The organism is Pseudomonas sp. P4_C8 (genome assembly GCF_056401975.1).
On sequence record NZ_JBFUIH010000020.1, the window covers coordinates 34,036 to 59,577 of the forward strand.

19 protein-coding genes are annotated in these 25,542 nt (G+C 58.2%); 16 read left to right on the forward strand and 3 right to left on the reverse strand.

All coding sequences use genetic code 11. The features are described 5' to 3' along the window. The first annotated feature begins 4 nt into the window (after positions 1-4). From AC1DWM_RS14425 to AC1DWM_RS14475, 11 genes are all read left to right on the forward strand, one after another. Positions 5-2,812, forward strand: a complete 2,808-nt coding sequence (locus AC1DWM_RS14425; protein ID WP_477795473.1) for an LPS-assembly protein LptD — start codon at positions 5-7, stop codon at positions 2,810-2,812. Further along, the gene (surA, locus tag AC1DWM_RS14430) at positions 2,787-4,109 is read left to right on the forward strand and encodes a peptidylprolyl isomerase SurA (RefSeq protein ID WP_223514905.1); all 1,323 of its coding nucleotides are present in this window, start codon (positions 2,787-2,789) and stop codon (positions 4,107-4,109) included. The genes AC1DWM_RS14425 and surA overlap by 26 nt, the downstream gene beginning before the upstream one ends. Continuing rightward, on the forward strand, positions 4,106-5,095 hold the full coding sequence (gene pdxA / locus AC1DWM_RS14435; RefSeq protein ID WP_223514908.1) for a 4-hydroxythreonine-4-phosphate dehydrogenase PdxA: 990 nt from the start codon (positions 4,106-4,108) through the stop codon (positions 5,093-5,095). The genes surA and pdxA overlap by 4 nt, the downstream gene beginning before the upstream one ends. Continuing rightward, complete coding sequence (gene rsmA, locus AC1DWM_RS14440; protein ID WP_452628369.1) at positions 5,092-5,910, forward strand: 16S rRNA (adenine(1518)-N(6)/adenine(1519)-N(6))-dimethyltransferase RsmA; 819 nt, start codon at positions 5,092-5,094, stop codon at positions 5,908-5,910. Before pdxA ends, rsmA begins: the two co-directional genes overlap by 4 nt. A 123-nt stretch (positions 5,911-6,033) precedes the next feature. Beyond that, a complete protein-coding gene (gene apaG, locus AC1DWM_RS14445; protein ID WP_223514913.1) occupies positions 6,034-6,414 on the forward strand; it encodes a Co2+/Mg2+ efflux protein ApaG in 381 nt (126 codons plus the stop codon). Next, positions 6,414-7,295 carry a symmetrical bis(5'-nucleosyl)-tetraphosphatase gene (locus tag AC1DWM_RS14450; RefSeq protein ID WP_223514916.1) on the forward strand — a complete coding sequence of 294 codons (882 nt, stop codon included), beginning with the start codon at positions 6,414-6,416 and terminating at the stop codon, positions 7,293-7,295. The genes apaG and AC1DWM_RS14450 overlap by 1 nt, the downstream gene beginning before the upstream one ends. Before the next feature lie 33 nt (positions 7,296-7,328). Further along, on the forward strand, positions 7,329-7,658 hold the full coding sequence (glpE, locus tag AC1DWM_RS14455; protein WP_008061556.1) for a thiosulfate sulfurtransferase GlpE: 330 nt from the start codon (positions 7,329-7,331) through the stop codon (positions 7,656-7,658). A gap of 297 nt (positions 7,659-7,955) precedes the next feature. Beyond that, positions 7,956-9,878, forward strand: coding sequence for a PrkA family serine protein kinase (locus AC1DWM_RS14460; RefSeq protein ID WP_116265126.1), 1,923 nt, complete (start codon positions 7,956-7,958; stop codon positions 9,876-9,878). 204 nt (positions 9,879-10,082) lie between these two features. Next, complete coding sequence (locus AC1DWM_RS14465) at positions 10,083-11,354, forward strand: YeaH/YhbH family protein (protein WP_223514919.1); 1,272 nt, start codon at positions 10,083-10,085, stop codon at positions 11,352-11,354. Beyond that, complete coding sequence (locus AC1DWM_RS14470) at positions 11,351-12,913, forward strand: SpoVR family protein (protein ID WP_223514922.1); 1,563 nt, start codon at positions 11,351-11,353, stop codon at positions 12,911-12,913. Before AC1DWM_RS14465 ends, AC1DWM_RS14470 begins: the two co-directional genes overlap by 4 nt. Before the next feature lie 63 nt (positions 12,914-12,976). Next, positions 12,977-14,206 carry a multifunctional CCA addition/repair protein gene (locus tag AC1DWM_RS14475; protein WP_477795474.1) on the forward strand — a complete coding sequence of 410 codons (1,230 nt, stop codon included), beginning with the start codon at positions 12,977-12,979 and terminating at the stop codon, positions 14,204-14,206. 113 nt (positions 14,207-14,319) lie between these two features. Here AC1DWM_RS14475 and folK read toward each other — a convergent pair whose 3' ends face one another. Together folK and folB are read right to left on the reverse strand one after the other, a co-directional pair. Then, positions 14,320-14,838 (reverse strand): 2-amino-4-hydroxy-6-hydroxymethyldihydropteridine diphosphokinase, encoded by a 519-nt coding sequence (gene folK / locus AC1DWM_RS14480; protein WP_223514928.1) that lies wholly within the window; start codon positions 14,836-14,838, stop codon positions 14,320-14,322. Beyond that, positions 14,829-15,185, reverse strand: coding sequence for a dihydroneopterin aldolase (gene folB, locus AC1DWM_RS14485; RefSeq protein WP_223514931.1), 357 nt, complete (start codon positions 15,183-15,185; stop codon positions 14,829-14,831). Before folB ends, folK begins: the two co-directional genes overlap by 10 nt. Positions 15,186-15,259: 74 nt before the next feature. On the opposite strand from folB, the gene plsY reads away from it, so the two are divergent. Further along, positions 15,260-15,829 carry a glycerol-3-phosphate 1-O-acyltransferase PlsY gene (plsY, locus tag AC1DWM_RS14490; RefSeq protein ID WP_223514934.1) on the forward strand — a complete coding sequence of 190 codons (570 nt, stop codon included), beginning with the start codon at positions 15,260-15,262 and terminating at the stop codon, positions 15,827-15,829. 23 nt (positions 15,830-15,852) lie between these two features. Here the strand turns inward: plsY and tsaD are convergent, their stop codons facing one another. Further along, entirely contained in the window at positions 15,853-16,878 is a 1,026-nt protein-coding gene (gene tsaD, locus AC1DWM_RS14495) for a tRNA (adenosine(37)-N6)-threonylcarbamoyltransferase complex transferase subunit TsaD (RefSeq protein ID WP_150780503.1), read from the reverse strand. A 199-nt stretch (positions 16,879-17,077) separates the two neighbouring features. On the opposite strand from tsaD, the gene rpsU reads away from it, so the two are divergent. The 4 genes from rpsU (at position 17,078) to AC1DWM_RS14515 (ending at position 25,533) form a co-directional block, all read left to right on the forward strand. Continuing rightward, the gene (gene rpsU, locus AC1DWM_RS14500; protein WP_002551877.1) at positions 17,078-17,293 is read left to right on the forward strand and encodes a 30S ribosomal protein S21; all 216 of its coding nucleotides are present in this window, start codon (positions 17,078-17,080) and stop codon (positions 17,291-17,293) included. 482 nt (positions 17,294-17,775) lie between these two features. Further along, complete coding sequence (gene dnaG / locus AC1DWM_RS14505; RefSeq protein ID WP_477795475.1) at positions 17,776-19,755, forward strand: DNA primase; 1,980 nt, start codon at positions 17,776-17,778, stop codon at positions 19,753-19,755. Between the two features lie 67 nt (positions 19,756-19,822). Beyond that, complete coding sequence (gene rpoD, locus AC1DWM_RS14510) at positions 19,823-21,670, forward strand: RNA polymerase sigma factor RpoD (RefSeq protein ID WP_223514941.1); 1,848 nt, start codon at positions 19,823-19,825, stop codon at positions 21,668-21,670. 122 nt (positions 21,671-21,792) lie between these two features. Further along, entirely contained in the window at positions 21,793-25,533 is a 3,741-nt protein-coding gene (locus AC1DWM_RS14515) for an EAL domain-containing protein (protein WP_477795476.1), read from the forward strand. Positions 25,534-25,542: the final 9 nt, after the last annotated feature.

Consider the following 25,542-nt stretch of genomic DNA (forward strand, 5'->3'; position numbering starts at 1 on the left):
TAAGATGGCATTGAAATCCCCCGCGTTTCGTAAAAAATTTCCGTTGTTGGTTACCGGCAGTTTGCTGGCCCTGCAACCCCTGGCTACTTCATTCGTGGTTGCCGCGGAACAGTATGACTGCTCAGCCTCTGCTTCGGGTGCCTGGAGCTGCGCACCAAAAGCGTCGACGGCGACATTGCCACCGCGTCCAGTCCATGAAGATGGCGCAGTTTCCGCCACTGGCGAAGCTGCAGTCCAGAACGGTTCCAGCGAAGAAACCGGCGCCAAGACTGTACTCGTCACCGAGTCCAAGGGCCGCGGCCTGAAGTCGCGTAGCGAAGACTACAGCCACCTCGACTGGGTGCCACGCGAAAATCTCACTGCTGCACAGTTGGCCGAAACCGGTCCCTACTGCGCTGGTGCCTATGTAGAACCGATTCGTCCTGGCATGAATGACAAGACGGATAAAAGTGATGCACCTACCTTTATCGGCGCGAAGGCTTCGCGCTACAACACCGAAGATCAGATCGGCACGCTGGCCGGTGACGTCGTGTTGCGTCAGGGCAGCATGCAGGTCGAGTCCGACGAGGCCAGCCTGTATCAGGCCGAGAGCCGCGCCGAACTCACTGGCGACGTGCGCATCCGCGACAACGGCGCACTGATCGTCGGCGACCACGCCGATGTGCAGCTCGACACCGGTGAAGCCAAGGTCGACAACGCCGAATACGTGATGCACAAATCCCGTATCCGCGGTAACGCGCTGTACGCCAAGCGTGCCGAAAACGCGATCATCCGCCTCAAGGATGGTACGTACACCACGTGCGAACCGGACAGCAACGCCTGGCAGCTCAAGGGTAACAACATCACCCTGAACCCGGCGACCGGCTTCGGCACCGCGACCAACGTGACATTGCGGGTCAAGGACATTCCTGTCCTGTACACGCCGTACATCTATTTCCCGATCGATGACCGTCGCCAGTCCGGCTTCCTGCCGCCGACCATCGGAACCGGCAGCGATACCGGCTTCATGCTGGTCACACCGTATTACTTCAACCTGGCACCGAACTACGATGCCACGTTGTACCCGCGTTACATGGAAAAGCATGGCTTGTTGATGGAAGGCGAATTCCGCTACCTCACCCAGTCCAGCGAAGGTCAGTTCGGTGGTGCGTACCTCAACGACGAAGACACCGAGCGCAGTAAACAGACCGACTACCGTAAAGACCGCTACATGTATAACTGGCAGCACAAGGGTGGTCTGGATTCGCGCGTATACACGCAAGTCGACTACACCAAGATCAGCGATCCTTATTACTTCCAGGATCTGCAGACCGACCAGATTGGCGTTAAAAGCGCTGACTACGTGAACCAGCAAGGCTCGGTTTCCTACCGAGGTGACAATTATACGGCGCGCGTGAATGCCCAGGCATTTGAGTTGGCGACAGTTCAGAACGTCACCCCTTACGATCGTTTGCCGCAGATCACCCTCGATGGTGCGCTGCCTAATCATCCAAATGGCCTGAATTTCAGCTACAACACTGAAATCGTGCGGTTTGATCGTGACCTGAAAAATGGCACGTTCACCGATCAAGACGGCAATGTGAGCCCTCAGATAGACACCAACACTCAGGGCTTGGCGCGCGCTACCGGCGACCGTCTAAACCTGGCACCCGCCGTCAGCCTGCCGCTGGACTGGACTTATGGTTTCCTGAAGCCGACGCTCAAGTACCAATACACCCAGTACCAACTGGACTTGGACAGTATCGGTAAAAGCCAAATCGTGGCTCAAGATCAAGCCGCAGCTGCCGCAGGGACTGAAAATTTAAATGGCCATTTCGACAGCAACCAGAATCGTGGTGTGCCAATCGCCAGCATCGACAGCGGCCTGTATTTCGATCGCAAAACCCAATGGTTCGGCAAGAACTATCGCCAGACCCTTGAGCCGCGCCTGTACTACCTCTATGTGCCAGAGGTAGACCAGGAAGACATTCCTGTTTTCGACACCAGCGAATACACCTTCAGCTATGCATCGCTGTTCCGTGACAACCGTTTCTCCGGCTCCGACCGTGTCGGCGACGAGAACAAACTGTCGCTGGGCATCACCAACCGCTGGATCGAAGACGACGGCTTTGAACGTCAACGCATCAGCGTAGGCCAGGCCTTGTTCTTCAAGGACCGCAAAGTACAGATGCCAGGCGTCTCAGATACCCGTGCCGATTCTACAGCCAACGTTTCGCCGTACGCCCTGGAATACGAATACCGCTGGAACCGCGACTGGCGCACCACGGCCGACTACAACTGGGACCCGGACACCCGCAGCCCTCGCTCGGGTAGCGCGATGTTCCACTACCAGCCTGAAGACAACCCGAACAAGATCATCAACGCCGGCTATCGCTATCGCAACGATCAGGTGCTGTATAACCAGAACACCGGTCAATGGCAGTTCGGCGGTGACTATGGCGTTGAGGGCCAGCCTGGTTTCGTGAAGGACTACTACAAGATCGTGCAGCACGACTTCTCGGTGATGTGGCCGATCGTGCCTCAGTGGAACGCCATCAGCCGCTGGCAGTATGACTACAACCAAAACCGTACCCTGGAAGCCTTCGGTGGTTTCGAGTACGACAATTGCTGCTGGAAACTGCGCTTGATAAACCGCTACTTCGTTGATTACGACGAGTTCAGCCAAAATGCTCCACAAAACGAAAAGGGCGACCACGGCGTCTTCCTCCAAATTGTTCTGAAGGGACTCGGCGGCCTCACCGGCGCCAAAGTAGAGAGCTTCCTCGACAAAGGCATCCAAGGTTATCGTGAACGTGAAGACCAAGCTTTCTGATTGTCTGCGCCCGCTACTGCTGGGCGCGCTGTTTCTAGGTACCGCGGCCAACGCCGCCGTACAGTCCATCGACAAAGTGGTGGCCATCGTCGACAACGACGTAGTCATGCAGAGCCAACTGGACCATCGCGTTCGTGAAGTTCAGCAAACCATTGCCAAGCGTGGCACTGCTGTGCCGCCAGCCAGCGTGCTGGAGCAGCAGGTGCTTGAGCGTTTGATCGTCGAAAACCTGCAATTGCAGATCGGCGAACGTTCGGGCATCCGCATTACCGATGAAGAACTGAACCAGGCGGTGGGCACCATTGCCCAGCGCAACAACATGACCGTGGATCAATTCCGCGCCGCGCTGGCTCACGACGGCCTGTCTTACGACGACGCCCGTGAACAGATTCGCCGTGAAATGGTCATCAGCCGCGTGCGTCAGCGCCGCGTGGCCGAGCGCATCCAGGTGTCCGAACAGGAAGTTAAGAACTTCCTCGCCTCCGACCTTGGCAAGATGCAATTGTCCGAAGAGTTCCGTTTGGCCAACATCCTGATTCCTACGCCGGAAAGCGCCAACTCCGACGCGATTCAGAATGCTGCCAAGCAGGCCGACGCGGTTTACCAGCAGCTCAAGCAAGGTGCTGATTTCGGTCAGTTGGCCATCGCCAAGTCTGCCAGTGAAACTGCACTGGAAGGCGGCGACATGGGCTGGCGTAAAGCCGCCCAATTGCCACCTCCGTTCGATCGCATGCTGAGCTCCATGTCCGTTGGCGAAGTCACCCAACCCATGCGCACACCCGGCGGCTTCATCATCCTGAAGATCCTCGACAAGCGCGGCGGCCAGACCCAGGTGCGCGACGAAGTGCACGTGCGTCACATCCTGGTCAAACCAAGCCCGATCCGCGACGAAGCTAAAACAAAGGCCTTGGCTGAATCGCTCTACGCTCGTATTGAATCAGGCGAAGACTTCAGCGAACTGGCCAAGAACTACTCGGAAGACCCGGGTTCTGCCCTCAACGGCGGCGACCTGAACTGGATCGACCCGAACGCACTGGTACCGGAATTCCGCGAAGTGATGGCCAAGACCCCGCAGGGCAAGCTGTCCAAGCCGTTCCAGACTCAGTACGGCTGGCACGTTCTGGAAGTGCTTGGCCGTCGCGCCACCGACAGCACCGCCCAGGCTCGCGAGCAACAGGCAATGACCGTACTGCGTAACCGCAAATACGACGAAGAGCTGCAAACCTGGCTGCGTCAGATCCGTGACGAAGCGTACGTAGAAATCAAACTCCCTGGTGCAAGCCAGGCAGCGCAGTGAAACCCAAGCGTTTCGCGCTGACCCCCGGCGAACCGGCCGGCATAGGTCCTGACCTGTGCCTGCTGCTCGCCTCGCAAGCCCAGCCACACCCCCTGATTGCCATTACCAGCCGCGACCTGCTCCTTGAGCGGGCCGCGCAGCTGGGTGTGGTTGTCGACTTGTTGCCGGTAACCCCGGACAGTTGGCCGGATATTCCTGCTCCAGCTAACAGTTTGTATGTGTGGGATACACCGCTCAATGCGCCGGTCACCGCCGGCCAGCTGGACAAGGGCAATGCCGCGTTTGTCCTGGAAACCCTGACCCGTGCGGGTCAAGGCTGCCTGGACGGGCATTTCGCCGGCATGATTACCGCCCCCGTGCACAAGGGTGTCATCAACGAATCCGGTATTGCCTTCTCCGGGCACACCGAATTTCTCGCTGACCTGACCCATACCGCACAGGTGGTGATGATGCTGGCCACGCGTGGATTGCGCGTGGCGCTGGTCACCACTCACCTGCCCCTTCGCGAGATTGCCGATGCGATCACGCCGGAGCGCCTGGAGCGGGTCACACGAATTCTGTACGCCGATCTGCAAGAAAAATTCGGCATCGCCCAGCCACGCATCCTGGTCTGTGGACTCAACCCGCACGCCGGTGAAGGCGGACACCTGGGCCATGAAGAAATCGACATTATCGAACCTACATTAGAGCGCCTGCGCGGTGAAGGCATGGACCTTCGCGGCCCCCTGCCCGCCGACACTCTGTTTACCCCCAAATATCTGGAGCACTGCGACGCAGTGCTGGCGATGTACCACGACCAGGGCTTGCCCGTGCTGAAGTACAAAGGCTTCGGCGCGGCAGTTAACGTGACCCTCGGCTTGCCGATCATCCGCACTTCGGTCGACCACGGCACCGCCCTGGATCTGGCCGGCAGCGGTAAAATCGACACCGGCAGCCTGCAAGTCGCCCTGGAAACCGCCTACCAGATGGCCGAGACCCGTTTATGACCGAGCATTACCAACACAAGGCGCGCAAACGCTTTGGCCAGAACTTCCTGCACGATGCCGGCGTTATCGACCGTATCTTGCGCTCTATCCACGCCAAAGCCGAAGACCGCGTGCTGGAAATCGGCCCGGGCCAGGGTGCCCTGACTCAAGGCCTGCTCAATAGCGGCGCCCAGTTGGACGTGGTGGAACTGGACAAGGACCTGGTCCCGATCCTCAATCAGCAGTTCGCCGGCAGGAGCAATTTCAGCCTGCATCAGGGCGATGCGCTGAAGTTCGACTTCACCAGCCTGAATGCCGCGCCGGGTAGCCTGCGTGTGGTCGGCAACTTGCCGTACAACATTTCCACGCCGCTGATTTTTCACCTGCTGCATAACGCCAGCCTGATCCGCGACATGCACTTCATGCTGCAAAAAGAAGTGGTCGAGCGCATGGCGGCAGGCCCGGGTGGCGGTGATTGGGGCCGTCTGTCGATCATGGTTCAGTACCATTGCCGGGTCGAGCATCTGTTCAACGTCGGCCCGGGTGCATTCAATCCGCCGCCGAAGGTTGATTCGGCCATCGTGCGCCTGGTGCCGCACGCGGTACTGCCACATCCGGCCAAAGACCATAAATTGCTGGAGCGCGTCGTTCGCGAAGCCTTCAACCAGCGCCGCAAGACCCTGCGCAATACCCTCAAGTTGCTGCTGAGCAATGCCGAAATCGAAGCCGCCGGCGTCGATGGCAGCCTGCGCCCCGAGCAACTCGACCTGGCCGCCTTCGTGCGCCTGGCCGACAAGCTCAGCGAACAAGTCCTGAACCCGCCCGCCGCCGACTGACAGGTGACAAGCGTTATCGGGTAGGACGCCAGACGCGATGTCTGGTTTACTACCCGGTACTTGGCCTAGACTGATCTCCATCAGCTGCGCCCCGCGTCCCGCTTCGTTTTTAAGGCCTCTTGCATGTCCGATCCTCGTTATCAGGTCGACGTCAGCGTCGTCACCCGCTATCTGGCAGAACAATCGCAACCCGAGCAAAACCGCTTTGCCTTCGCTTACACCATTACCGTGCAAAACAATGGCGAGCTACCGGCCAAACTCTTGTCGCGGCACTGGGTGATCACCGACGGTGACGGGCATGTCGAGGAGGTTCGCGGAGCCGGCGTGGTTGGCCAGCAGCCGTTGATCGAAGTGGGTGAGAGTCACACCTATAGCAGCGGTACGGTCATGACCACCAAAGTCGGCACCATGCAGGGCACTTACCAGATGATTGCCGACGACGGTAAGCATTTCGACGCCATCATCGCTCCATTCCGCCTGGCGGTGCCCGGAGCCTTGCACTAATGGCAACGTACGCCGTTGGCGACTTGCAGGGCTGTCTCGAGCCCCTGCAGTGCCTGCTCAAGCAAGTCGCTTTCGACCCGGCAAAGGATCGCCTGTGGCTGGTGGGCGACCTGGTCAACCGTGGCCCGCAGTCGCTGGCAACCTTGCGCTTTCTTTATGGCATCCGCGAATCGCTGGTGTGCGTACTGGGCAACCACGACCTGCACTTGCTGGCCGCCGGGCGTAACATCGAACGCCTGAAAAAAAACGACACCCTGCGCGAGATTCTCGAAGCACCCGATCATGCGCAGCTGCTGGAGTGGTTGCGCCAGCAAAAGCTCATGCACTACGACGAACAGCGCGACATCGCTCTGGTACATGCCGGTATTCCACCGCAGTGGTCACTGCGCAAAGCCCTGAAATGCGCCGCCGAAGTTGAAGAAGCCCTGCGCGACGACAACCGTATCGGCCCGTACCTCGACGGCATGTACGGCAACGATCCGGTGAAATGGGACAACGACCTCAAGGGCGTGACCCGCCTGCGCGTCATCACCAACTATTTCACCCGCATGCGCTTTTGCACCAGCGAGGGCAAACTCGACCTCAAGAGCAAGGAAGGTGTCGGCACAGCGCTACCGGGCTATAAACCATGGTTCATGCACAAGGAGCGCAAGACCAAGGACCTGAAGATCATCTTTGGCCATTGGGCAGCCCTCGAAGGCCAATGTGACGAACCGGGGATCTTCGCGCTCGACTCCGGTTGTGTCTGGGGTGGAGCGATGACCCTGATGAACGTCGACACCTTTGAGCGCCTGCATTGCCAATGCAACGATAAGGGCCACAGCGAACCCGCCGTCGCCCAAACCATTACCGAACAAACCCCAGCCAGCGCCCCGCGCTAGACTGCGCTATCAGCCGAGCCACAGGAGCCCGCCATGAGCGAATTCAAACGTATCCCCCCGGAACAGGCCCAGGCCCTGCGCGAACAAGGCGCAGTGGTGGTCGATGTCCGTGATCCTGCCACATTTGCCGCACTGCACATCAGCGGCTCGAAGCATCTGGACAACCATTCCCTGCATGCTTTTATTCAGGGCGCAGATCTGGACGCCCCGACTGTAGTGGTCTGCTACCACGGCAATTCCAGCCAGGGCGCCGCGGCTTACCTCATCAGTCAGGGTTTCTCCGATGTCTACAGCATGGATGGCGGTTTTGAGCTGTGGCGCACGACTTATCCTGCGGAAACAGCGCAAGGCACCTCGGAATAATTTTTTTTGTAACGTGCAAGCCCCGCCCCCCGCGGGCTCGCGCGGTGGCAGACGAACGGTCTGCCACAACTAATTACGTATCTCGCCTTTACCTCCTGAATTCCCAACTATCCTTAAGCGCAGGCCATCCAAAACAGGGGAGAGCCGGTACACCGGCGCGCGGGTCATCGGGAGTAGCTTTCGGAGTGGTCAGCTCCGTTAGAGTTCTGGGGGGTAAACAGCGACCGCCTGTTCGGTTGCTGCCAGCATCGACTGAGTGATCCGGCGTCGGCTCCACGTATCGAGCGAGGTGACGTCATGAGTATCTTTAGCCACTTCCAACAACGATTCGAGTCCACACGCCAGGAAGAACTCTCGCTGCAAGAGTATCTTGAGCTGTGCAAACAGGACCGCAGCGCCTACGCCTCCGCCGCCGAGCGTCTATTGCTGGCCATCGGAGAACCGGAGCTGCTCGACACCTCGACCAACTCGAGACTGTCGCGAATCTTTTCCAACAAAGTGATCCGCCGCTATCCGGCCTTTGAAGACTTCCACGGGATGGAAGAATGCATCGACCAGATCGTGTCGTATTTCCGCCATGCCGCTCAGGGCCTGGAAGAGAAGAAACAGATCCTCTATCTGCTCGGCCCCGTCGGTGGCGGTAAGTCATCCCTGGCCGAGAAACTGAAACAGCTGATCGAAAAAGTGCCCTTCTACGCGATCAAGGGCTCACCGGTATTCGAGTCGCCACTGGGTCTGTTCAACGCCACTGAAGATGGCGCGATCCTCGAAGAAGACTTCGGCATCCCGCGGCGCTACCTCAATACCATCATGTCGCCATGGGCCACCAAGCGCCTGGCTGAATTCGGCGGCGACATCAGTCAGTTCCGGGTGGTGAAACTCTATCCGTCGATCCTCAATCAGATCGCCGTGGCCAAAACCGAGCCGGGAGACGAGAACAACCAGGACATCTCGGCGCTGGTGGGCAAGGTCGATATCCGCAAGTTGGAAGAATTCCCGCAAAACGACGCCGATGCCTACAGCTACTCGGGCGCACTGTGCCGGTCCAACCAGGGCCTGATGGAGTTCGTCGAAATGTTCAAGGCGCCGATCAAGGTGCTGCACCCATTGCTGACGGCCACCCAGGAAGGCAACTACAACAGTACCGAAGGCCTTGGCGCGATTCCGTTTACCGGGATCCTACTCGCCCACTCCAACGAGTCGGAGTGGCACACCTTCCGCAACAACAAGAACAACGAAGCGTTCATCGACCGGATCTACATCGTCAAAGTGCCGTACTGCCTGCGGGTCAGCGACGAAGTGAAGATCTACGACAAGCTGCTGTTCAACAGCTCTCTGGCCAAGGCCCATTGCGCGCCCGACACCTTGAAGATGCTCGCCCAGTTCACCGTGCTCTCGCGCCTCAAGGAGCCGGAAAACTCGAACATCTATTCCAAGATGCGCGTGTACGACGGTGAAAACCTCAAGGACACCGATCCGAAGGCCAAGTCGATTCAGGAATACCGCGACAACGCCGGTGTCGACGAAGGTATGAACGGTCTGTCTACCCGCTTCGCGTTCAAGATTCTGTCGAAGGTTTTCAACTTCGACCCGCACGAAATCGCCGCCAACCCGGTGCACCTGCTCTACGTGCTGGAACAACAGATCGAACAGGAACAGTTCCAGGCCGAAACCCGCGAACGCTACCTGCGATTCCTCAAGGAGTACCTGGCACCGCGCTACATCGAGTTCATCGGCAAGGAGATCCAGACCGCTTACCTCGAGTCGTACAGCGAGTACGGCCAGAACATCTTCGATCGCTACGTGCTGTACGCCGACTTCTGGATCCAGGACCAGGAATACCGCGATCCGGAAACCGGCGAAATCCTCAACCGCGTAGCCCTGAACGAAGAACTGGAGAAAATCGAAAAACCGGCCGGCATCAGCAATCCGAAGGATTTCCGCAACGAAATCGTCAACTTCGTACTGCGCGCCCGGGCCAACAACAACGGCAAAAACCCGACCTGGCTCAGCTACGAAAAACTGCGGGTGGTCATCGAGAAGAAAATGTTCTCCAACACCGAGGACCTGCTGCCGGTCATCAGCTTCAACGCCAAGGCCAGCAAAGAGGACCAGCAGAAGCACAACGACTTCGTCACACGGATGGTCGAGCGCGGTTACACCGACAAACAGGTACGACTGCTGTCCGAGTGGTATCTGCGGGTCAGAAAATCACAATAACCCGCTGCCGGCCAGACCGGTTGTCGTCAGCCAGAGGCCTGTGTACGCATTTTCTGTTACACAAGCCTCTGGAAGGTGTTCGAAAGTCGGTAGCGAGTTCAAGCAGCATCCACAGCGCTTGGGGGAGCGTCGCATATCCCTTGGCCCTCGGTTCGATGCTGCATCACCGCTCGCCCCTTTCAGGACAGCTTCTAAGGAGCAGTCATGAGCTATGTGATCGACCGACGTCTCAATGGCAAGAACAAGAGCACGGTGAACCGTCAGCGGTTTCTGCGGCGTTACCGTGACCACATCAAAAAGGCTGTCGAAGAGGCGGTCAGCCGGCGCTCCATTACCGATATGGAACACGGTGAACAGATCAGCATTCCCGGTCGGGACATCGACGAACCGGTGCTTCATCATGGTCGCGGCGGCAAACAAACCGTCGTGCACCCCGGCAACAAGGAATTCACCAGCGGCGAGCACATTGCCCGTCCGCCCGGAGGTGGCGGCGGCAGAGGCCCCGGCAAGGCGGGCAACTCGGGTGAAGGGATGGATGAGTTCGTCTTCCAGATCACCCAGGAGGAATTCCTCGAGTTCATGTTCGAAGACCTCGAACTGCCGAACCTGGTCAAACGCAACCTGACCGGCACCGACACGTTCAAAACGGTGCGCGCAGGCATCAGCAACGAAGGCAACCCGTCGCGCATCAACATCATCCGTACCTTGCGCTCGGCCCATGCACGACGCATTGCCCTGTCCGGCAGCAGTCGGACAAAACTGCGTGAAGCCAAAGAAGAACTTCTGCGACTCAAGCAGGAAGAGCCGGATAACTTCGGCGATATTCAGAAAATCGAAGCAGAAATCGAAAAGCTCAGTGCGCGCATTCATCGCATCCCGTTCCTCGACACGTTCGACCTCAAGTACAACTTGCTCATCAAGCAGCCCAATCCCAGCTCCAAGGCGGTGATGTTCTGCCTGATGGACGTATCCGGCTCCATGACGCAGGCGACCAAGGACATCGCCAAGCGTTTCTTCATCCTGCTTTACCTGTTTCTCAAGCGTAACTACGAGAAGATCGACGTCGTGTTCATCCGCCACCACACCAGCGCGCGGGAAGTGGATGAAGAAGAGTTCTTCTACTCACGCGAAACCGGCGGCACCATTGTGTCCAGCGCCTTGAAACTGATGCAGGAGATCATGGCCGAGCGCTATCCGAGCAACGAGTGGAACATCTATGCCGCCCAAGCGTCCGACGGCGATAACTGGAACGACGACTCGCCGATTTGCCGCGACATTCTGATCAACCAGATCATGCCGTTCGTGCAGTACTACACTTACGTTGAGATCACCCCGCGCGAACATCAGGCCCTGTGGTTCGAATACGAACGCATCGCCGAAGCCTTCTCTGACACTTTTGCCCAGCAGCAACTGGTCTCGGCCGGGGATATTTACCCGGTCTTCCGTGAACTCTTCCAGCGCAGGTTAGTGACATGACCGCCAAAGAGCAGAAGCGCCAACCCATTTCCACTGGCTCCGAATGGACGTTCGAGCTGATCCAGGCCTACGACAAAGAAATCAGTCGCCTGGCGGCTCGTTACGCACTCGATACGTACCCCAACCAGATCGAAGTGATCACCGCCGAACAGATGATGGACGCCTATGCCTCCGTCGGCATGCCGCTGGGTTATCACCATTGGTCCTATGGCAAACACTTCCTCAGCACTGAAAAATCCTACAGCCGTGGGCAGATGGGGCTGGCCTACGAGATCGTGATCAACTCGGACCCGTGCATCGCTTATCTGATGGAAGAGAACACCATCTGCATGCAGGCGCTGGTTGTGGCGCATGCCTGCTATGGACACAACAGTTTTTTCAAAGGCAATTACCTGTTCCGCACCTGGACCGACGCCAGTTCAATCATTGATTACCTGGTGTTCGCCAAGCAGTACATCATGCAGTGCGAGGAACGCCACGGCATTGATGCGGTAGAAGACTTGCTCGATTCCTGCCACGCGCTGATGAACTACGGCGTCGACCGCTACAAACGCCCCTACCCGATTTCCGCTGAAGAAGAACGGCGCCGGCAAAAGGACCGGGAAGAGCATTTGCAGAAACAGATCAACGATCTGTGGCGCACCATTCCAAAAGGTGCAGACAAATACAGCGACAAGGACAATGCGCGCTTCCCCGCCGAACCTCAGGAAAACATCCTGTACTTCATCGAAAAACACGCACCACTACTGGAGCCCTGGCAGCGTGAAGTCGTGCGGATCGTGCGCAAGATTGCTCAATATTTTTATCCACAACGCCAGACCCAAGTGATGAACGAAGGCTGGGCCACGTTCTGGCATTACACATTGATGAATGACCTTTACGACGAAGGCCTGGTCACCGACGGCTTCATGATTGAGTTCCTGACGTCCCACACCAGCGTGGTCTTTCAACCGGGCTTCGACAGCCCTTACTACAGTGGAATCAACCCTTACACCCTCGGGTTTGCCATGTACCGGGACATCCGGCGCATGTGCGAAGAACCCACCGAGGAAGATCGCCGCTGGTTCCCGGAAATCGCCGGCACCGACTGGCTGTCGGCTATCAAGTTCGCCATGAGCAGCTTCAAGGATGAGAGCTTCATCCTGCAGTACCTGTCACCGAAAGTGATCCGCGACCTGAAGTTGTTCAGTATTCTCGATGACGACCAAAAGGACGACCTGCTGGTGCCAGCGATCCACGATGAAGATGGCTATCGCATCATCCGTGAAACCCTCGCAGCGCAATACAACCTGGGCAATCGCGAGCCTAACGTGCAGATTTACAGCATTGACCGGCGTGGCGACCGCTCTCTGACCCTGCGGCACCAGCAACATGATCGCAAGCCGCTGGGCGAGTCCACCGAGGAAGTACTCAAGCACCTGCACCGTCTGTGGGGTTTCGATATTCACCTGGAAACCCTGCAAGGGGATCAGGTGATGAAAATCCATCATGTGCCACCCAGAAATGAGCACAGCGAAGGAGAGTATGGGCGGCTGGACCTGGCCGTCATTCATCTTTGAGCGAGTCAGGACCTCCGAAAGTTCGACGCAACGGTTATTCTGTCGAGCTAACGGAGGTTTTTTATGCAGATTTATAAAGTCGGCGGTGCGGTACGTGATCGCCTGCTGGGCAAACCTGTTACCGATATCGACTGGGTTGTGGTGGGTGCCACAACCGAAGAAATGCTCGCCAAGGGTTTTCGCCCGGTGGGCGCGGACTTCCCGGTATTTCTTCACCCAAAAAGCGGTGAGGAATACGCCCTTGCTCGCACTGAACGCAAAAGCGGACGCGGCTATGGCGGCTTTACCTTTCAAGCCAGTCCCGAGGTCACCCTCGAAGAAGACCTGATTCGCCGCGACCTGACGATCAATGCCATGGCCGAAGACGATCAGCAGAATTTGACCGATCCTTACCATGGCCAGCGCGATCTTGAAGCTCGCCTGCTCCGCCACGTTTCCCCTGCGTTCGCCGAAGATCCACTCCGTGTCCTGCGCGTTGCCCGCTTTGCTGCGCGTTATGCGGCGCTGGGTTTTACCGTCGCGCCAGAGACTATGGAGTTGATGCGCCAGCTCAGCGAATCCGGCGAACTGGAAGCTTTGACCGCAGAACGCAGCTGGAAAGAAATCTCCCGCGCTTTGCTGGAGGATCAGCCGCAGGTGTTCATTGAAGTGCTGCGCGAGTGCGGCGCACTCAAAGTGCTGATGCCTGAAGTCGACGCGTTGTTCGGCGTTCCACAGCCAGAAGCTCACCACCCGGAAATCGACACCGGCCTGCACACCTTGAGCGTGCTTGAGCAATCGGCGCGGCACAAACAACCGCTAACCGTGCGCTGGGCGTGCCTGCTGCACGACTTGGGCAAAGGGCTGACACCCAAAGAGGATTGGCCCCGGCACATTGCCCACGAGCACAAGGGCCTGAAGCTGATCAAAGCGGTCAACGAACGCTTCAAGGCACCAAAGGATTGTCAGGAACTGGCGTTACTGGTCGGCGAATATCACACCCACGGCCATCGTGCGCTGGAGCTGAAGCCATCGACTTTGCTGGAGTTGCTGCAAAGTTTTGACGTTTACCGTCGACCGCAGCGGTTCGAGGAGTTTGTTGCCGCGTGCGAGATGGATGCCCGCGGACGCAAAGGGCTGGAGCAGAGAAGTTATCCACAGGCGGAATACTTGCGCGGTGCGGCGACGGCAGCTCGGAGCGTGGCGGTTCAGCCTTTGCTGGAGAAGGGATTCAAGGGGCCGGAGTTGGGCGAGGCGATCAAGCGTGAGCGACTCAAAGCGTTGAAAGCCTACAAAGAAGCGGCGTCTGCCTGAAAAGCATCGCGGGCAAGTCGAACGTCGCACCGCCGGCTCCTACAGGGATCACCTAAATCCTGTAGGAGCCGGCGGTGCGACGATTCGACTTGCTCGCGATGGCGTCTTTCGCCTCACAACAAATTCGAAGGGGTCAGCTGCTCACCGCGCCATTCAAAAGCCACCGGTGCCAACACCTGATCAATCTGCGCTTCACTCCACAAGGTCGCAAAGCTCTTTCCTACGCCCGGGTGCACACGATCCGGCGCTATCAGCGATAACGGCCACAACACAAAAGCATTCTTCAAGATCTCTGCCCGCGGCAGGATCAATCCATCGAAATTGCCCACCAGTTCACCAAACAACAGCACGTCGATATCCAGCGGTAGACCCTTGCGGTCCGGCGCATAACGACCATTGTCCGCCTCGATGAATTTCAATCGACGGTCCAGCTCCATCAGCGACAGATCGGTGTACGCCGACACCACGAAATTGAAAAACGGCCCGCTCTTGATGCCCACTGACTGACTTTCGAACACGGCCGAACAGCGAATATCCACCAAAAAAGCCGCCAAAGCCTCCAGACCCGCCTGCAAATGGGTTTCACGCTCGATATTGCTACCGAGTCCTAGGTACACCTGAGTCAGCGACATCCGCGCTCGATCTCCACACCCACACCACCCCTGGCAGCCGGAATGGCGCCAGGCTTGGTCAGCTTGAGACGCACCCAGGTGATCTTGAATTCGCTCATCAGCACCTCAACCAGACGCTCGGCAAAGGTCTCGACCAGTTGATACTGCGCCTGCTCGGCAAACGCCTGGATTCGCGATGAAACACTGGCGTAATCGAGCGCCAGGGTCAGGTCATCACCGGCTGCCGCCGGGCGATTGTCCCAGGCGAAGCTCAGATCAAGACGCAGACATTGCCGGATGCCTCGCTCCCAGTCATAGGCACCAATCACGGTGTCGACTTCCAGGCCCTCGATAAACACTCTGTCCAAGCACTCTTCTCCACTGCACGACAAGGGCGCAATGCGCCGTTAGAATCAGGGCGTCCTCGCCCGGAATAGTTAGCATGTTTTGGTTATTGGCGATCCTCGCCTACCTGCTTGGCTCTCTGTCCTTCGCCATTTTGCTCAGCCGCCTGACGGGTAATCCCGATCCGCGAATGAGTGGCTCGGGCAATGCCGGTGCCACCAACATGTTGCGCCTGGCCGGCAAGAAACTCGCCATCCTGACTTTGCTCGGCGACCTCTGCAAAGGCCTGCTGCCCGTGCTGATCGCCGGCCTTGCAGGCCTTTCGCTGCAAGAACAGGCCTGGATCGGCATCTGCGCCGTCATCGGCCATCTGTTTCCAGTGTACTTCCGCTTTCGCGGCGGCAAAGGTGTCGCCACCGCTGCCGGCATGCTGCTGGGGCTTTATCCGCCCGCGGCACTGCTGGCGGTCTGCGCCTGGCTGCTGACGTTCTACCTGACCCGCACCAGCTCTCTCGCGGCACTGATTGCCACACCGCTGACCCTGCCGCTGCTTGCCTGGCAGGAACCGGCGGCCTTGCTGCCCATGAGCGTACTCACCGGGCTGATTGTCTGGCGTCATCGCGGCAATCTACGCGACCTGTTTGCCGGGCGCGAACGGCATTTTTAAATACCGGACGTGAACGCGACTCATCACAGCGCCGACAATTGCTCCATCGGCCAACGCGCCTGCACGCTGATCGCCAGGCTTTCATGCTGGCCGGCCTGCAAGCGCTGGCATCCGGCAAACGCGATCATCGCGCCATTGTCGGTGCAGAACTCCGGACGGGCGTAGAACACATCGCCCTTCAAGTCGCCGAGCATTTTCTCCAGCGAGGTGCGCAGTGCTTTGTTGGCGCTGACGCCCCCAGCGATCACCAGACGCTTCATGCCCGCTTGCTTGAGGGCTCGCTTGCACTTGATGGTCAAAGTCTCCACCACGGCCTGCTGGAACGCCAGCGAGATGTCGCAACGGGCTTGCTCGCTGTCGTCCCCGGCGCTGACACTCTGCTGCCAGGTGTTCAAGGCGAAGGTTTTCAAGCCACTGAAACTGAATGCCAGACCCGGGCGGTCGCACATAGGACGCGGGAAAGTGAATCGTCCCGCAACACCTTGCTCGGCCAGGCGCGCAATTTCCGGACCGCCCGGATAATTGAGCCCCATCATCTTGGCCGTCTTGTCAAAAGCCTCACCGGCAGCATCGTCCAGGGTCTCACCCAACAGCGTGTACTGACCGATCCCGTCGACCTGAACCAGCTGCGTATGACCACCGGACACCAACAAAGCGACGAACGGAAATTCTGGCGGTTGCGTCTCCAGCATCGGCGCCAACAAATGGCCTTCCATATGGTGCACGCCCAAGGCCGGAATACCCCAGGCAAAGGCCAGCGCCTGGGCGCATGAAGCCCCCACCAGCAACGCACCGACCAGACCAGGACCCGCGGTATAGGCGATGGCGTCGATCTCGGTCGGCACACAGTCAGCTTCGGCCAACACCTGACGAATCAAGGGCAGCATCCGTTTGACGTGGTCGCGCGAGGCCAGCTCCGGCACCACGCCACCATAGGCGCGGTGCAGGTCGATCTGACTGAACAGTGCGTCGGCCAACAGCCCGCGTTCACTGTCATATAATGCGACACCGGTTTCGTCGCAGGAGGTTTCTAATCCCAGTACTAGCATGGGTTTGCGCCTTGTTTAGGCTGAATTCGAAGGCGCGCATAATAGTCGCCGCGTGATGCCCCGACCAGCGGTTTTCGATCAGAGGCTTTGCATTCCGAGCGATGAGGGGTTAACATCCGCAACCCTTAAAAACCGACGTCTTCAAGTGCTCTTTTGCCGCGAGGATGTTGACCCCGGTAATGAATGAAGGTAGCTCTGGATGCCAGCCGTCAAAGTAAAAGAGAACGAACCCTTCGACGTAGCTCTGCGTCGTTTCAAGCGCTCCTGCGAAAAAGCCGGTGTACTGGCTGAAGTTCGTAGCCGCGAATTTTACGAGAAGCCAACTTCTGAGCGTAAGCGCAAAGCAGCAGCCGCTGTTAAGCGTCACGCGAAGAAAGTTCAGCGCGAACAGCGCCGCGCCGTTCGTCTGTACTAATACACAGACGATCGTAGCAAGCTTCTGCCAAGCCCGGCCCTCAGCCGGGCTAATGGCATTTGCGTAAAACGCTTGATGCTTCACTGTCGACGCCGCAGACGCGACCGAGACAAATCTGCTTTACAGCGTCAGACCTGGCTCTTTTGCCAGCGGTGCACGTCTTTTCTGACGAGCCTTCCAAGGCTACTGACGAGCACACCCACTGATTCCTCTCACGACGATCAGCCCAAGGCACCTGCTTGTGTGCCCGCTTACTGAGCTTTCCGAGGCCAACGACTGGCCGCAGCGGATTCAGCGCAACACTTTCAAACAGTCGATAACTGATTGGTATTAACGTCAGTGGATTTTCGGCAGATACACTTCCCGACAGCGATTACGCAGACGACACCGGTCGAGCCGCACATTTTGCGCGCCTCAAACAACGACCCGCGTTCGGCCGTACTTCGTTTTGGGTCCATTTCAGCGCAGATGACGAGAACGCCATGGCCGGGCTAATTCCCCAGAGCTTCATTGACGACCTTCTGAACCGCACCGACATCGTCGATGTGGTCAGCTCGCGCCTGCAAATGAAAAAGGCCGGCAAGAACTACACCGCTTGCTGCCCGTTCCACAAAGAAAAAACCCCGTCTTTCAGCGTCAGCCCCGACAAACAGTTCTATTACTGCTTCGGTTGCGGTGCTGGCGGTAACGCCCTCGGCTTCATGATGGACCACGACAACCTGGACTTCGTCCAGGCCGTCGAAGAACTGGCCAAAGCCGCCGGCATGGAAATCCCCCGCGAAGAAAGCGGCCGACCGCACAAACCGCGGCAACCGACCGATTCGCCGCTGTACCCACTGCTCACCGCCGCCGCCGACTTTTACCGTCAGGCACTGAAAAGTCATCCATCACGCAAAGCGGCTGTGGATTACTTGAAAGGTCGCGGACTGACCGGCGAGATTGCCCGCGACTTCGGCCTCGGCTTTGCTCCGCCGGGCTGGGACAATCTGTTCAAGCACTTGAGCAGCGACACCCTGCAACAAAAAGCCATGGTCGATGCCGGCCTGCTGATCGAGAACGCCGAAACCGGCAAACGCTATGACCGCTTCCGCGATCGCGTGATGTTCCCGATTCGCGATAGCCGCGGGCGCATCATCGCCTTCGGCGGCCGGGTACTGGGCGACGACAAGCCTAAATACCTGAACTCACCGGAAACCCCGGTATTCCATAAAGGCCAGGAACTCTACGGCCTTTATGAAGCACGTAAAAACAACCGCAACCTCGACGAAATCATCGTCGTCGAAGGCTATATGGACGTCATTGCCCTCGCCCAGCAAGGCTTGCGCAATGCCGTGGCGACCTTGGGCACCGCCACCAGCGAAGAGCACTTGAAGCGACTGTTTCGTGTCGTGCCCAACGTGCTGTTCTGTTTCGACGGCGACCAGGCAGGCCGCAATGCCGCCTGGCGGGCACTGGAAGCGACGCTGCCCTGCCTGCAAGACGGCCGGCGCGCACGCTTTCTGTTCCTGCCGGAAGGCGAAGACCCGGATACGCTGGTCCGCTCCGAAGGCACAGATGCTTTCCGTGCGCGGATCAACCAGCACGCCCAGCCATTGGCGGATTATTTCTTCCAGCAGTTGACCGAAGAGTCGGACCCGCGTTCGCTCGAAGGCAAGGCCCACATGGCCACCCTCGCTGCACCGCTGATCGATAAAGTTCCGGGCGCGAACCTGCGCATCCTGATGCGCCAGCGCCTGACCGAAATCACTGGCCTTAGCGGTGAAGCAGTCAGCCAACTGGTGCAAAGCGCCCCTCAGGACGCTCCACCGACTTACGATCCAGGCATCGATTACGACGCCATGCCCGATTACAGCGACTACCATCAGCCGCAGTCACAAGAGATGTATGTGCTGCAGCAGGAATGGACGCCGAAGAAACCCGGCGCTGGCGGCAAGAAGTGGGACAAGAAGCCGTGGGACAAGAATGGCAAGCGCGGTGGCGATCGTGATCAACCGAGCGCTCCGCGCACACCGATTGCCGTAGAAGCGCCCACGCTGATCGCACTGCGCACCCTCATTCATCATCCGGATCTGGCTGGCCGGGTAGAAACCGCCAACCACTTTGCCAATGAGAGCAATACCTACGCACAACTGCTCGTCGCCCTGATCGAGGCCGTGCAAAAAAATCCTAAGCTAAACTCAATTCAGCTAATGGCGCGCTGGCACGGGACCGAACAGGGACGTTTGCTCAAGGCATTGGCAGAAAAGGAATGGCTGATTGCAGGCGACAACCTTGAACAACAGTTTTTAGACACCATTACTAGGTTATCGGCAGCTCAACACACGGATAGCCTGGAAGCACTTATCAGGAAAGCCAGACAGCCGGGATTGACCCCGGAGGAAGCAAATCAGATCGCAAATCAGATGCGCGACCTATTAAAACGCAATATGGCTGTATCAAACCCGACCTCAACTGGCGCGTGAGGTCATAGCTCAGGTATAATCCTCGGCTTGTTTTTTGCCCGCCAAGACCTTCAGTGGATAGGGTGTTATGTCCGGAAAAGCGCAACAGCAGTCTCGTATCAAAGAGTTGATCACACTTGGTCGTGAGCAGGGTTACCTGACTTACGCGGAGGTCAACGACCACCTGCCGGAGGATATTTCAGATCCGGAACAGGTGGAAGACATCATCCGCATGATCAACGACATGGGGATCAACGTATTCGAGGTTGCGCCAGATAAGGATTCCCTTATGCTGGCCGACGCCGATACCGACGAAGCCGCGGCCGAAGAGGCAGCAGCAGCGTTGGCAGCGGTCGAGACCGACATTGGTCGCACCACCGACCCAGTGCGCATGTACATGCGTGAAATGGGTACGGTAGAGCTCCTCACACGTGAAGGCGAAATCGAAATCGCCAAACGTATTGAAGAGGGCATCCGCGAAGTGATGGGCGCAATTGCGCACTTCCCTGGCACGGTTGATCATATTCTCTCCGAATACACTCGCGTCACCACCGAAGGTGGTCGCCTGTCCGACGTCCTGAGCGGTTATATCGACCCGGACGACGGCATTGCGCCGCCTGCTGCAGAAGTGCCACCGCCGATCGATCCGAAAGCCGCGCCAGCTGCCGACGACACCGATGACGATGACGCCGAAGCAACGGATGACGAAGAAGAAGCCGAAAGCGGCCCGGATCCGGTCATCGCAGCACAGCGTTTTGGCGCTGTCTCCGATCAGATGGAAATCACCCGCAAGGCGCTGAAAAAGCACGGTCGTGGCAATAAGCTGGCAATCGCCGAGCTGTTGGCCCTGGCTGAGCTGTTCATGCCGATCAAACTGGTTCCGAAGCAATTCGAAGGCCTGGTCGAGCGTGTTCGCAGTGCCCTGGATCGTCTGCGTCAGCAAGAGCGCGCGATCATGCAACTTTGCGTTCGTGATGCACGCATGCCGCGTGCCGACTTCCTGCGCCAGTTCCCGGGCAACGAAGTTGACGAAAGCTGGTCCGATGCACTGGCCAAAGGCAAAAGCAAATACGCTGAAGCCATTGGTCGCCTGCAACCGGACATCATTCGTTGCCAGCAGAAGCTGACCGCGCTGCAAACCGAAACCGGTTTGACGATCGCCGAGATCAAGGACATCAACCGTCGTATGTCGATCGGTGAGGCCAAGGCCCGCCGCGCGAAGAAAGAGATGGTCGAAGCGAACTTGCGTCTGGTGATCTCCATCGCCAAGAAGTACACCAACCGTGGCCTGCAATTCCTCGATCTGATCCAGGAAGGCAACATTGGCTTGATGAAAGCGGTAGACAAGTTCGAATACCGCCGCGGCTACAAATTCTCGACTTATGCCACCTGGTGGATCCGTCAGGCGATCACTCGCTCGATTGCCGACCAGGCCCGCACCATCCGTATTCCGGTGCACATGATCGAGACGATCAACAAGCTCAACCGTATTTCCCGGCAGATGTTGCAGGAAATGGGTCGCGAACCGACCCCGGAAGAACTGGGCGAACGCATGGAAATGCCTGAGGACAAGATCCGCAAGGTATTGAAGATCGCTAAAGAGCCGATCTCCATGGAAACCCCGATCGGTGATGACGAAGACTCCCATCTGGGTGACTTCATCGAAGACTCGACCATGCAGTCGCCAATCGATGTCGCCACCGTTGAGAGCCTTAAAGAAGCAACTCGCGAAGTACTGTCCGGCCTCACTGCCCGTGAAGCCAAGGTTCTGCGCATGCGCTTCGGTATCGACATGAATACCGACCACACCCTTGAGGAGGTTGGTAAACAGTTCGACGTGACCCGTGAACGGATTCGTCAGATCGAAGCCAAGGCACTGCGCAAGCTGCGCCACCCGACGAGAAGCGAGCATTTGCGCTCCTTCCTCGACGAGTAACAACAAAACCCCCGGCCCAGGCCGGGGGTTTTGCTTTATGCAGATTAAATCCCCCGCACCTCCCCCCTGCCGTTTTGCCCGTCTACACTCGAAACATTCCCCCGAGCCATAACGAGACCGTTATGCCCAGACTGCCGACCGTGCTTTTTTTGCTGTCGCTGATGACCTGGACTGCAACGGCTGGCGCGCTGACTCTGACCGACGACGAACGTAGCTGGCTGGCCGCACACCCGAATTTACGCCTGGGCGTGGACGCGTCTTGGCCGCCATTTGAGTTCCGCGACGAACAGGGCCGTTATCAAGGCCTGGCAGCGGACTACATCAACGTGATCCGCCAACGGCTGGCCATCAAGCTCACGCCCATCGAACCGGTCAGTTGGACGGTCGTCCTTGAACAGGCCAAGCAAGGCAAGCTAGACGTTTTACCGGGCATCATGTCGACCCCCGAGCGCCAGACGTACCTGTCGTTTACTCGCCCCTACCTCGACTTTCCGATTGTCATCCTGGCCCATGTCGGCGGCGCCCAACCGCACAAAATCAAAGACCTGTACGGGCTGAAGATCGCCGTGGTGGAAAACTATGCACCCCATGAGCTGTTGCGCACACACCACCCCGACCTGAATCTGGTGCCGATGGCCAATGTGAGCTCGGCATTACAGGCACTGGCCACCGATGAAGTGGACGCCGTCGTCGGCGATCTCGCTTCCAGCGTCTGGAGCCTTCGCCAACTCAAGCTCGAAGGGCTGTATGTCAGCGGCGAAACCCCCTATCGCTTTCAACTGGCAATGGCCGTGCCCCCCAAGAACAAGGTGCTGGTCGGCATACTGGACAAAGTGCTGGCGGACATGAGCCCGAGTGAAATCAGCGCCATTCAGGAACACTGGGTGGGAAATGTCCTGGATAACCGAACCTTCTGGTCGGATCTGTTGGTTTATGGCCTGCCGGGGCTACTGTTTCTGATGGTCATGCTGGCCGTGGTTATACGGATCAACCGACGATTGAGTTCTGAAATTGCCCGCCGGGTCGACCTCGAGCAAGAACTGCGCAGCAGCGAATACCACTATCGCGGACTGGTCGAGAGCCTGTCGGCCATCGCCTGGGAAGCACGGATGGACGATTACACCTACAGCTACGTATCGCCGCACGCCGAAGACTTGCTTGGATATCCGCTGTCCCATTGGCTCATTCCGGGCTTCTGGCGCAACATCATCCACCCTGCGGACCTGACTCGCGCCCAAACCTACTGCGATCACGAAGTACTGGCCGGGCGCGATCACAGCATCGATTACCGCGTCATAACCGCCGATGGCCGCTGCTTGTGGGTACGCGACATCGTCAGCCTGATCGAACATGGTCATGAGCCGGTGTTGCGCGGGTTGATGATTGACATCAGTGAAGCCAAGCGTACTGAAGAGGCATTGCGCCTCTCCGAGCAAAAATTCGCCTCGGTCTTCCAGCAAAACCCGGACATTCTGGCGATCGCGCGACTGTCCGACGGTTGCCTGCTGGAAGTGAACAAAGCGTTCGTAGAGCAAATCGGCCTCAGGCCCGAAGAAGTCATCGGCCAGACCGCCACTGACCTGAATATCTGGGGTATCCCCGGCGTTGGGCCGGGGCTGTTGCAAAGACTGCAGTCCGGCAGCATCCGCAACCTGGAGATGCCTTTTCGCCGCAGCAACGGCCAGGTGTTTACCGGCCTGATTTCCGCCGAGCCTTTCAATCTCGACACGACCCCTGCCCTCGTGGTGGTGGTGCGTGATATCAGCAAGCTAAAAGAAACCCAGCAACAACTGCAAACCTCTGAAGAGAAATTCGCCAAGGCGTTCCACGCCTCCCCGGACGGTTTGTTGTTGTCGCGGCAGAGCGACGGGTTGCTGCTGGAGGTCAATGAAGGTTTCAGCCGCATTACTGGCTTCAACAGCGCTATGTCCGTTGATCGTTCCACCCTGGAGCTGGGGATATGGGTCAACCTCAACGAACGCAAACAGATGCTCGAGCTGCTGCACAGGGATGGCTTCGTCCGCGATTTCAGTTGCCACATCCGCCGCAGCGATGGACAGGTCCGACTGTGCGAGGTGTCGAGCCGCCCATTGCCGATCGGCGATGACGACTGCATGTTGACCATTGCCCGGGACATCACCGAGCGGCACCTGATGCAGGAGAAGCTACAACAGGCCGCCACCGTGTTCGAAAGCACGGCCGAGGGCGTTCTGATCACCGACACCCATCAGCACATCAGTGCGGTCAACCGCGCGTTTACCGAAATTACCGGCTACTGCGAGAGCGAAGCATTGGGCCATACCCCGCGCCTGCTCGCTTCGGGCCTTCACGACAGCGCGTTTTACGCGGCAATGTGGCACCAACTGACGGCCGAAGGACATTGGCAAGGCGAGATCTCCAACCGCCGCAAGAATGGCGAGCTCTACCCCAGCTGGCTGACCATCAGCGCGGTACGTAACCGGGATAAGTTCATCACCCACTTCGTGGCAGTGTTCGCGGACATTTCCAGCCTCAAACACGCCCAGGCCAAACTCGACTACCAGGCGCACCACGACCCGCTGACCGGTCTGCCAAACCGCACACTGTTCGAGAGCCGACTGCTGACCGCGCTCAACACCCAACAGGAAAATGGGGGCCAGGGTGCCGTGCTGTTCCTCGACCTGGACCGCTTCAAACACATCAATGACAGCCTCGGCCATCCGGTCGGCGACCTGCTGCTCAAAGGCATCGCCGTGCGCCTCAAAGAACAGTTGCGCGATATCGACACCGTTGCGCGCCTGGGCGGTGACGAATTCATCATCCTGCTACCGGGCCTGCAACAGAATAGCGATGCCGACAACATCGCGACCAAGCTGCTCAATTGTTTCGCCGCGCCGTTCCAGGCGGGTGATCACGAGTTTTTTATCAGCGCCAGTATCGGCACCAGCCTGTACCCCAAGGATGGTTGCGATGTCGCCACACTGGTCAAAAACGCCGACGCCGCGATGTACCGCTCCAAGGCCAAGGGGCGCAACAGGATTGAACGCTACACCCGTGACCTCACGGCCCAGGCCAGCGAACGCGTGGCGCTGGAATATGAATTGCGGCGCGCCATCGAGCGCAACGAGCTGACGCTGCACTACCAACCGAAAATCAGCCTTGATGACCATCGACTGGTCGGTGCCGAAGCACTGATTCGTTGGAATCACCCGACCTTCGGCACCGTGCCGCCTGAACACTTCATTCCCTTGGCCGAAGAAAACGGCATGATTCTGCAAATCGGTGACTGGGTACTTGAGACCGCCTGCCACCAGATGTATCAGTGGAATCAGGTATATGAGTGCCTCGGCCCGCTCTCGGTCAACCTCGCAGGGGCCCAACTGCGCCAACCCAACCTGCTGGGACGGATCGAGCAACTGCTCAAGGATAGCCACCTCCAACCCAACTTTTTGCAACTGGAGATTACCGAAAGCTTCATCATGAGCCAGGCCGAAGAAGCGCTGGCGGTGCTGCATCAACTCAAACAGTTGGGTGTGCAATTAGCCATCGATGACTTCGGTACCGGCTACTCGTCCTTGAGCTACCTCAAGCGACTGCCACTGGATATTCTCAAGATCGATCAGTCGTTCGTCCGCGGCCTGCCTGACGATCCGCATGATGCGGCCATTGTTCGAGCGATCATCGCGCTGGGCCGCAGCATGCAATTTACTGTCATTGCCGAGGGCGTTGAGACCCAGGCCCAACAGGAATTCCTCGCCGCAGAAGGCTGCGAACAGATCCAGGGCTACATCGTGAGCCCACCTCTTCCCGCCGAAGAATTCGCCGCGACATTTCTTCGTATAGCCTTATCGGATTTTTCGGATAGCACAGCAGAGAAACCGTAGCTATAATCC

Bases quoted from the DNA above. Each gene is read 5' to 3' on its own strand.
- AC1DWM_RS14425 (WP_477795473.1), top strand. From the start codon at position 5: ATGGCATTGAAATCCCCCGCGTTTCGTAAAAAATTTCCGTTGTTGGTT.
- dnaG (WP_477795475.1), top strand. From the start codon at position 17,776: ATGGCCGGGCTAATTCCCCAGAGCTTCATTGACGACCTTCTGAACCGC.
- folK (WP_223514928.1), bottom strand. From the start codon at position 14,838: ATGTCGCTGACTCAGGTGTACCTAGGACTCGGTAGCAATATCGAGCGT.
- AC1DWM_RS14475 (WP_477795474.1), top strand. From the start codon at position 12,977: ATGCAGATTTATAAAGTCGGCGGTGCGGTACGTGATCGCCTGCTGGGC.
- rpsU (WP_002551877.1), top strand. From the start codon at position 17,078: ATGCCAGCCGTCAAAGTAAAAGAGAACGAACCCTTCGACGTAGCTCTG.
- plsY (WP_223514934.1), top strand. From the start codon at position 15,260: ATGTTTTGGTTATTGGCGATCCTCGCCTACCTGCTTGGCTCTCTGTCC.
- rsmA (WP_452628369.1), top strand. From the start codon at position 5,092: ATGACCGAGCATTACCAACACAAGGCGCGCAAACGCTTTGGCCAGAAC.
- rpoD (WP_223514941.1), top strand. From the start codon at position 19,823: ATGTCCGGAAAAGCGCAACAGCAGTCTCGTATCAAAGAGTTGATCACA.
- AC1DWM_RS14465 (WP_223514919.1), top strand. From the start codon at position 10,083: ATGAGCTATGTGATCGACCGACGTCTCAATGGCAAGAACAAGAGCACG.
- AC1DWM_RS14460 (WP_116265126.1), top strand. From the start codon at position 7,956: ATGAGTATCTTTAGCCACTTCCAACAACGATTCGAGTCCACACGCCAG.
- tsaD (WP_150780503.1), bottom strand. From the start codon at position 16,878: ATGCTAGTACTGGGATTAGAAACCTCCTGCGACGAAACCGGTGTCGCA.
- AC1DWM_RS14450 (WP_223514916.1), top strand. From the start codon at position 6,414: ATGGCAACGTACGCCGTTGGCGACTTGCAGGGCTGTCTCGAGCCCCTG.
- AC1DWM_RS14470 (WP_223514922.1), top strand. From the start codon at position 11,351: ATGACCGCCAAAGAGCAGAAGCGCCAACCCATTTCCACTGGCTCCGAA.
- apaG (WP_223514913.1), top strand. From the start codon at position 6,034: ATGTCCGATCCTCGTTATCAGGTCGACGTCAGCGTCGTCACCCGCTAT.
- glpE (WP_008061556.1), top strand. From the start codon at position 7,329: ATGAGCGAATTCAAACGTATCCCCCCGGAACAGGCCCAGGCCCTGCGC.
- AC1DWM_RS14515 (WP_477795476.1), top strand. From the start codon at position 21,793: ATGCCCAGACTGCCGACCGTGCTTTTTTTGCTGTCGCTGATGACCTGG.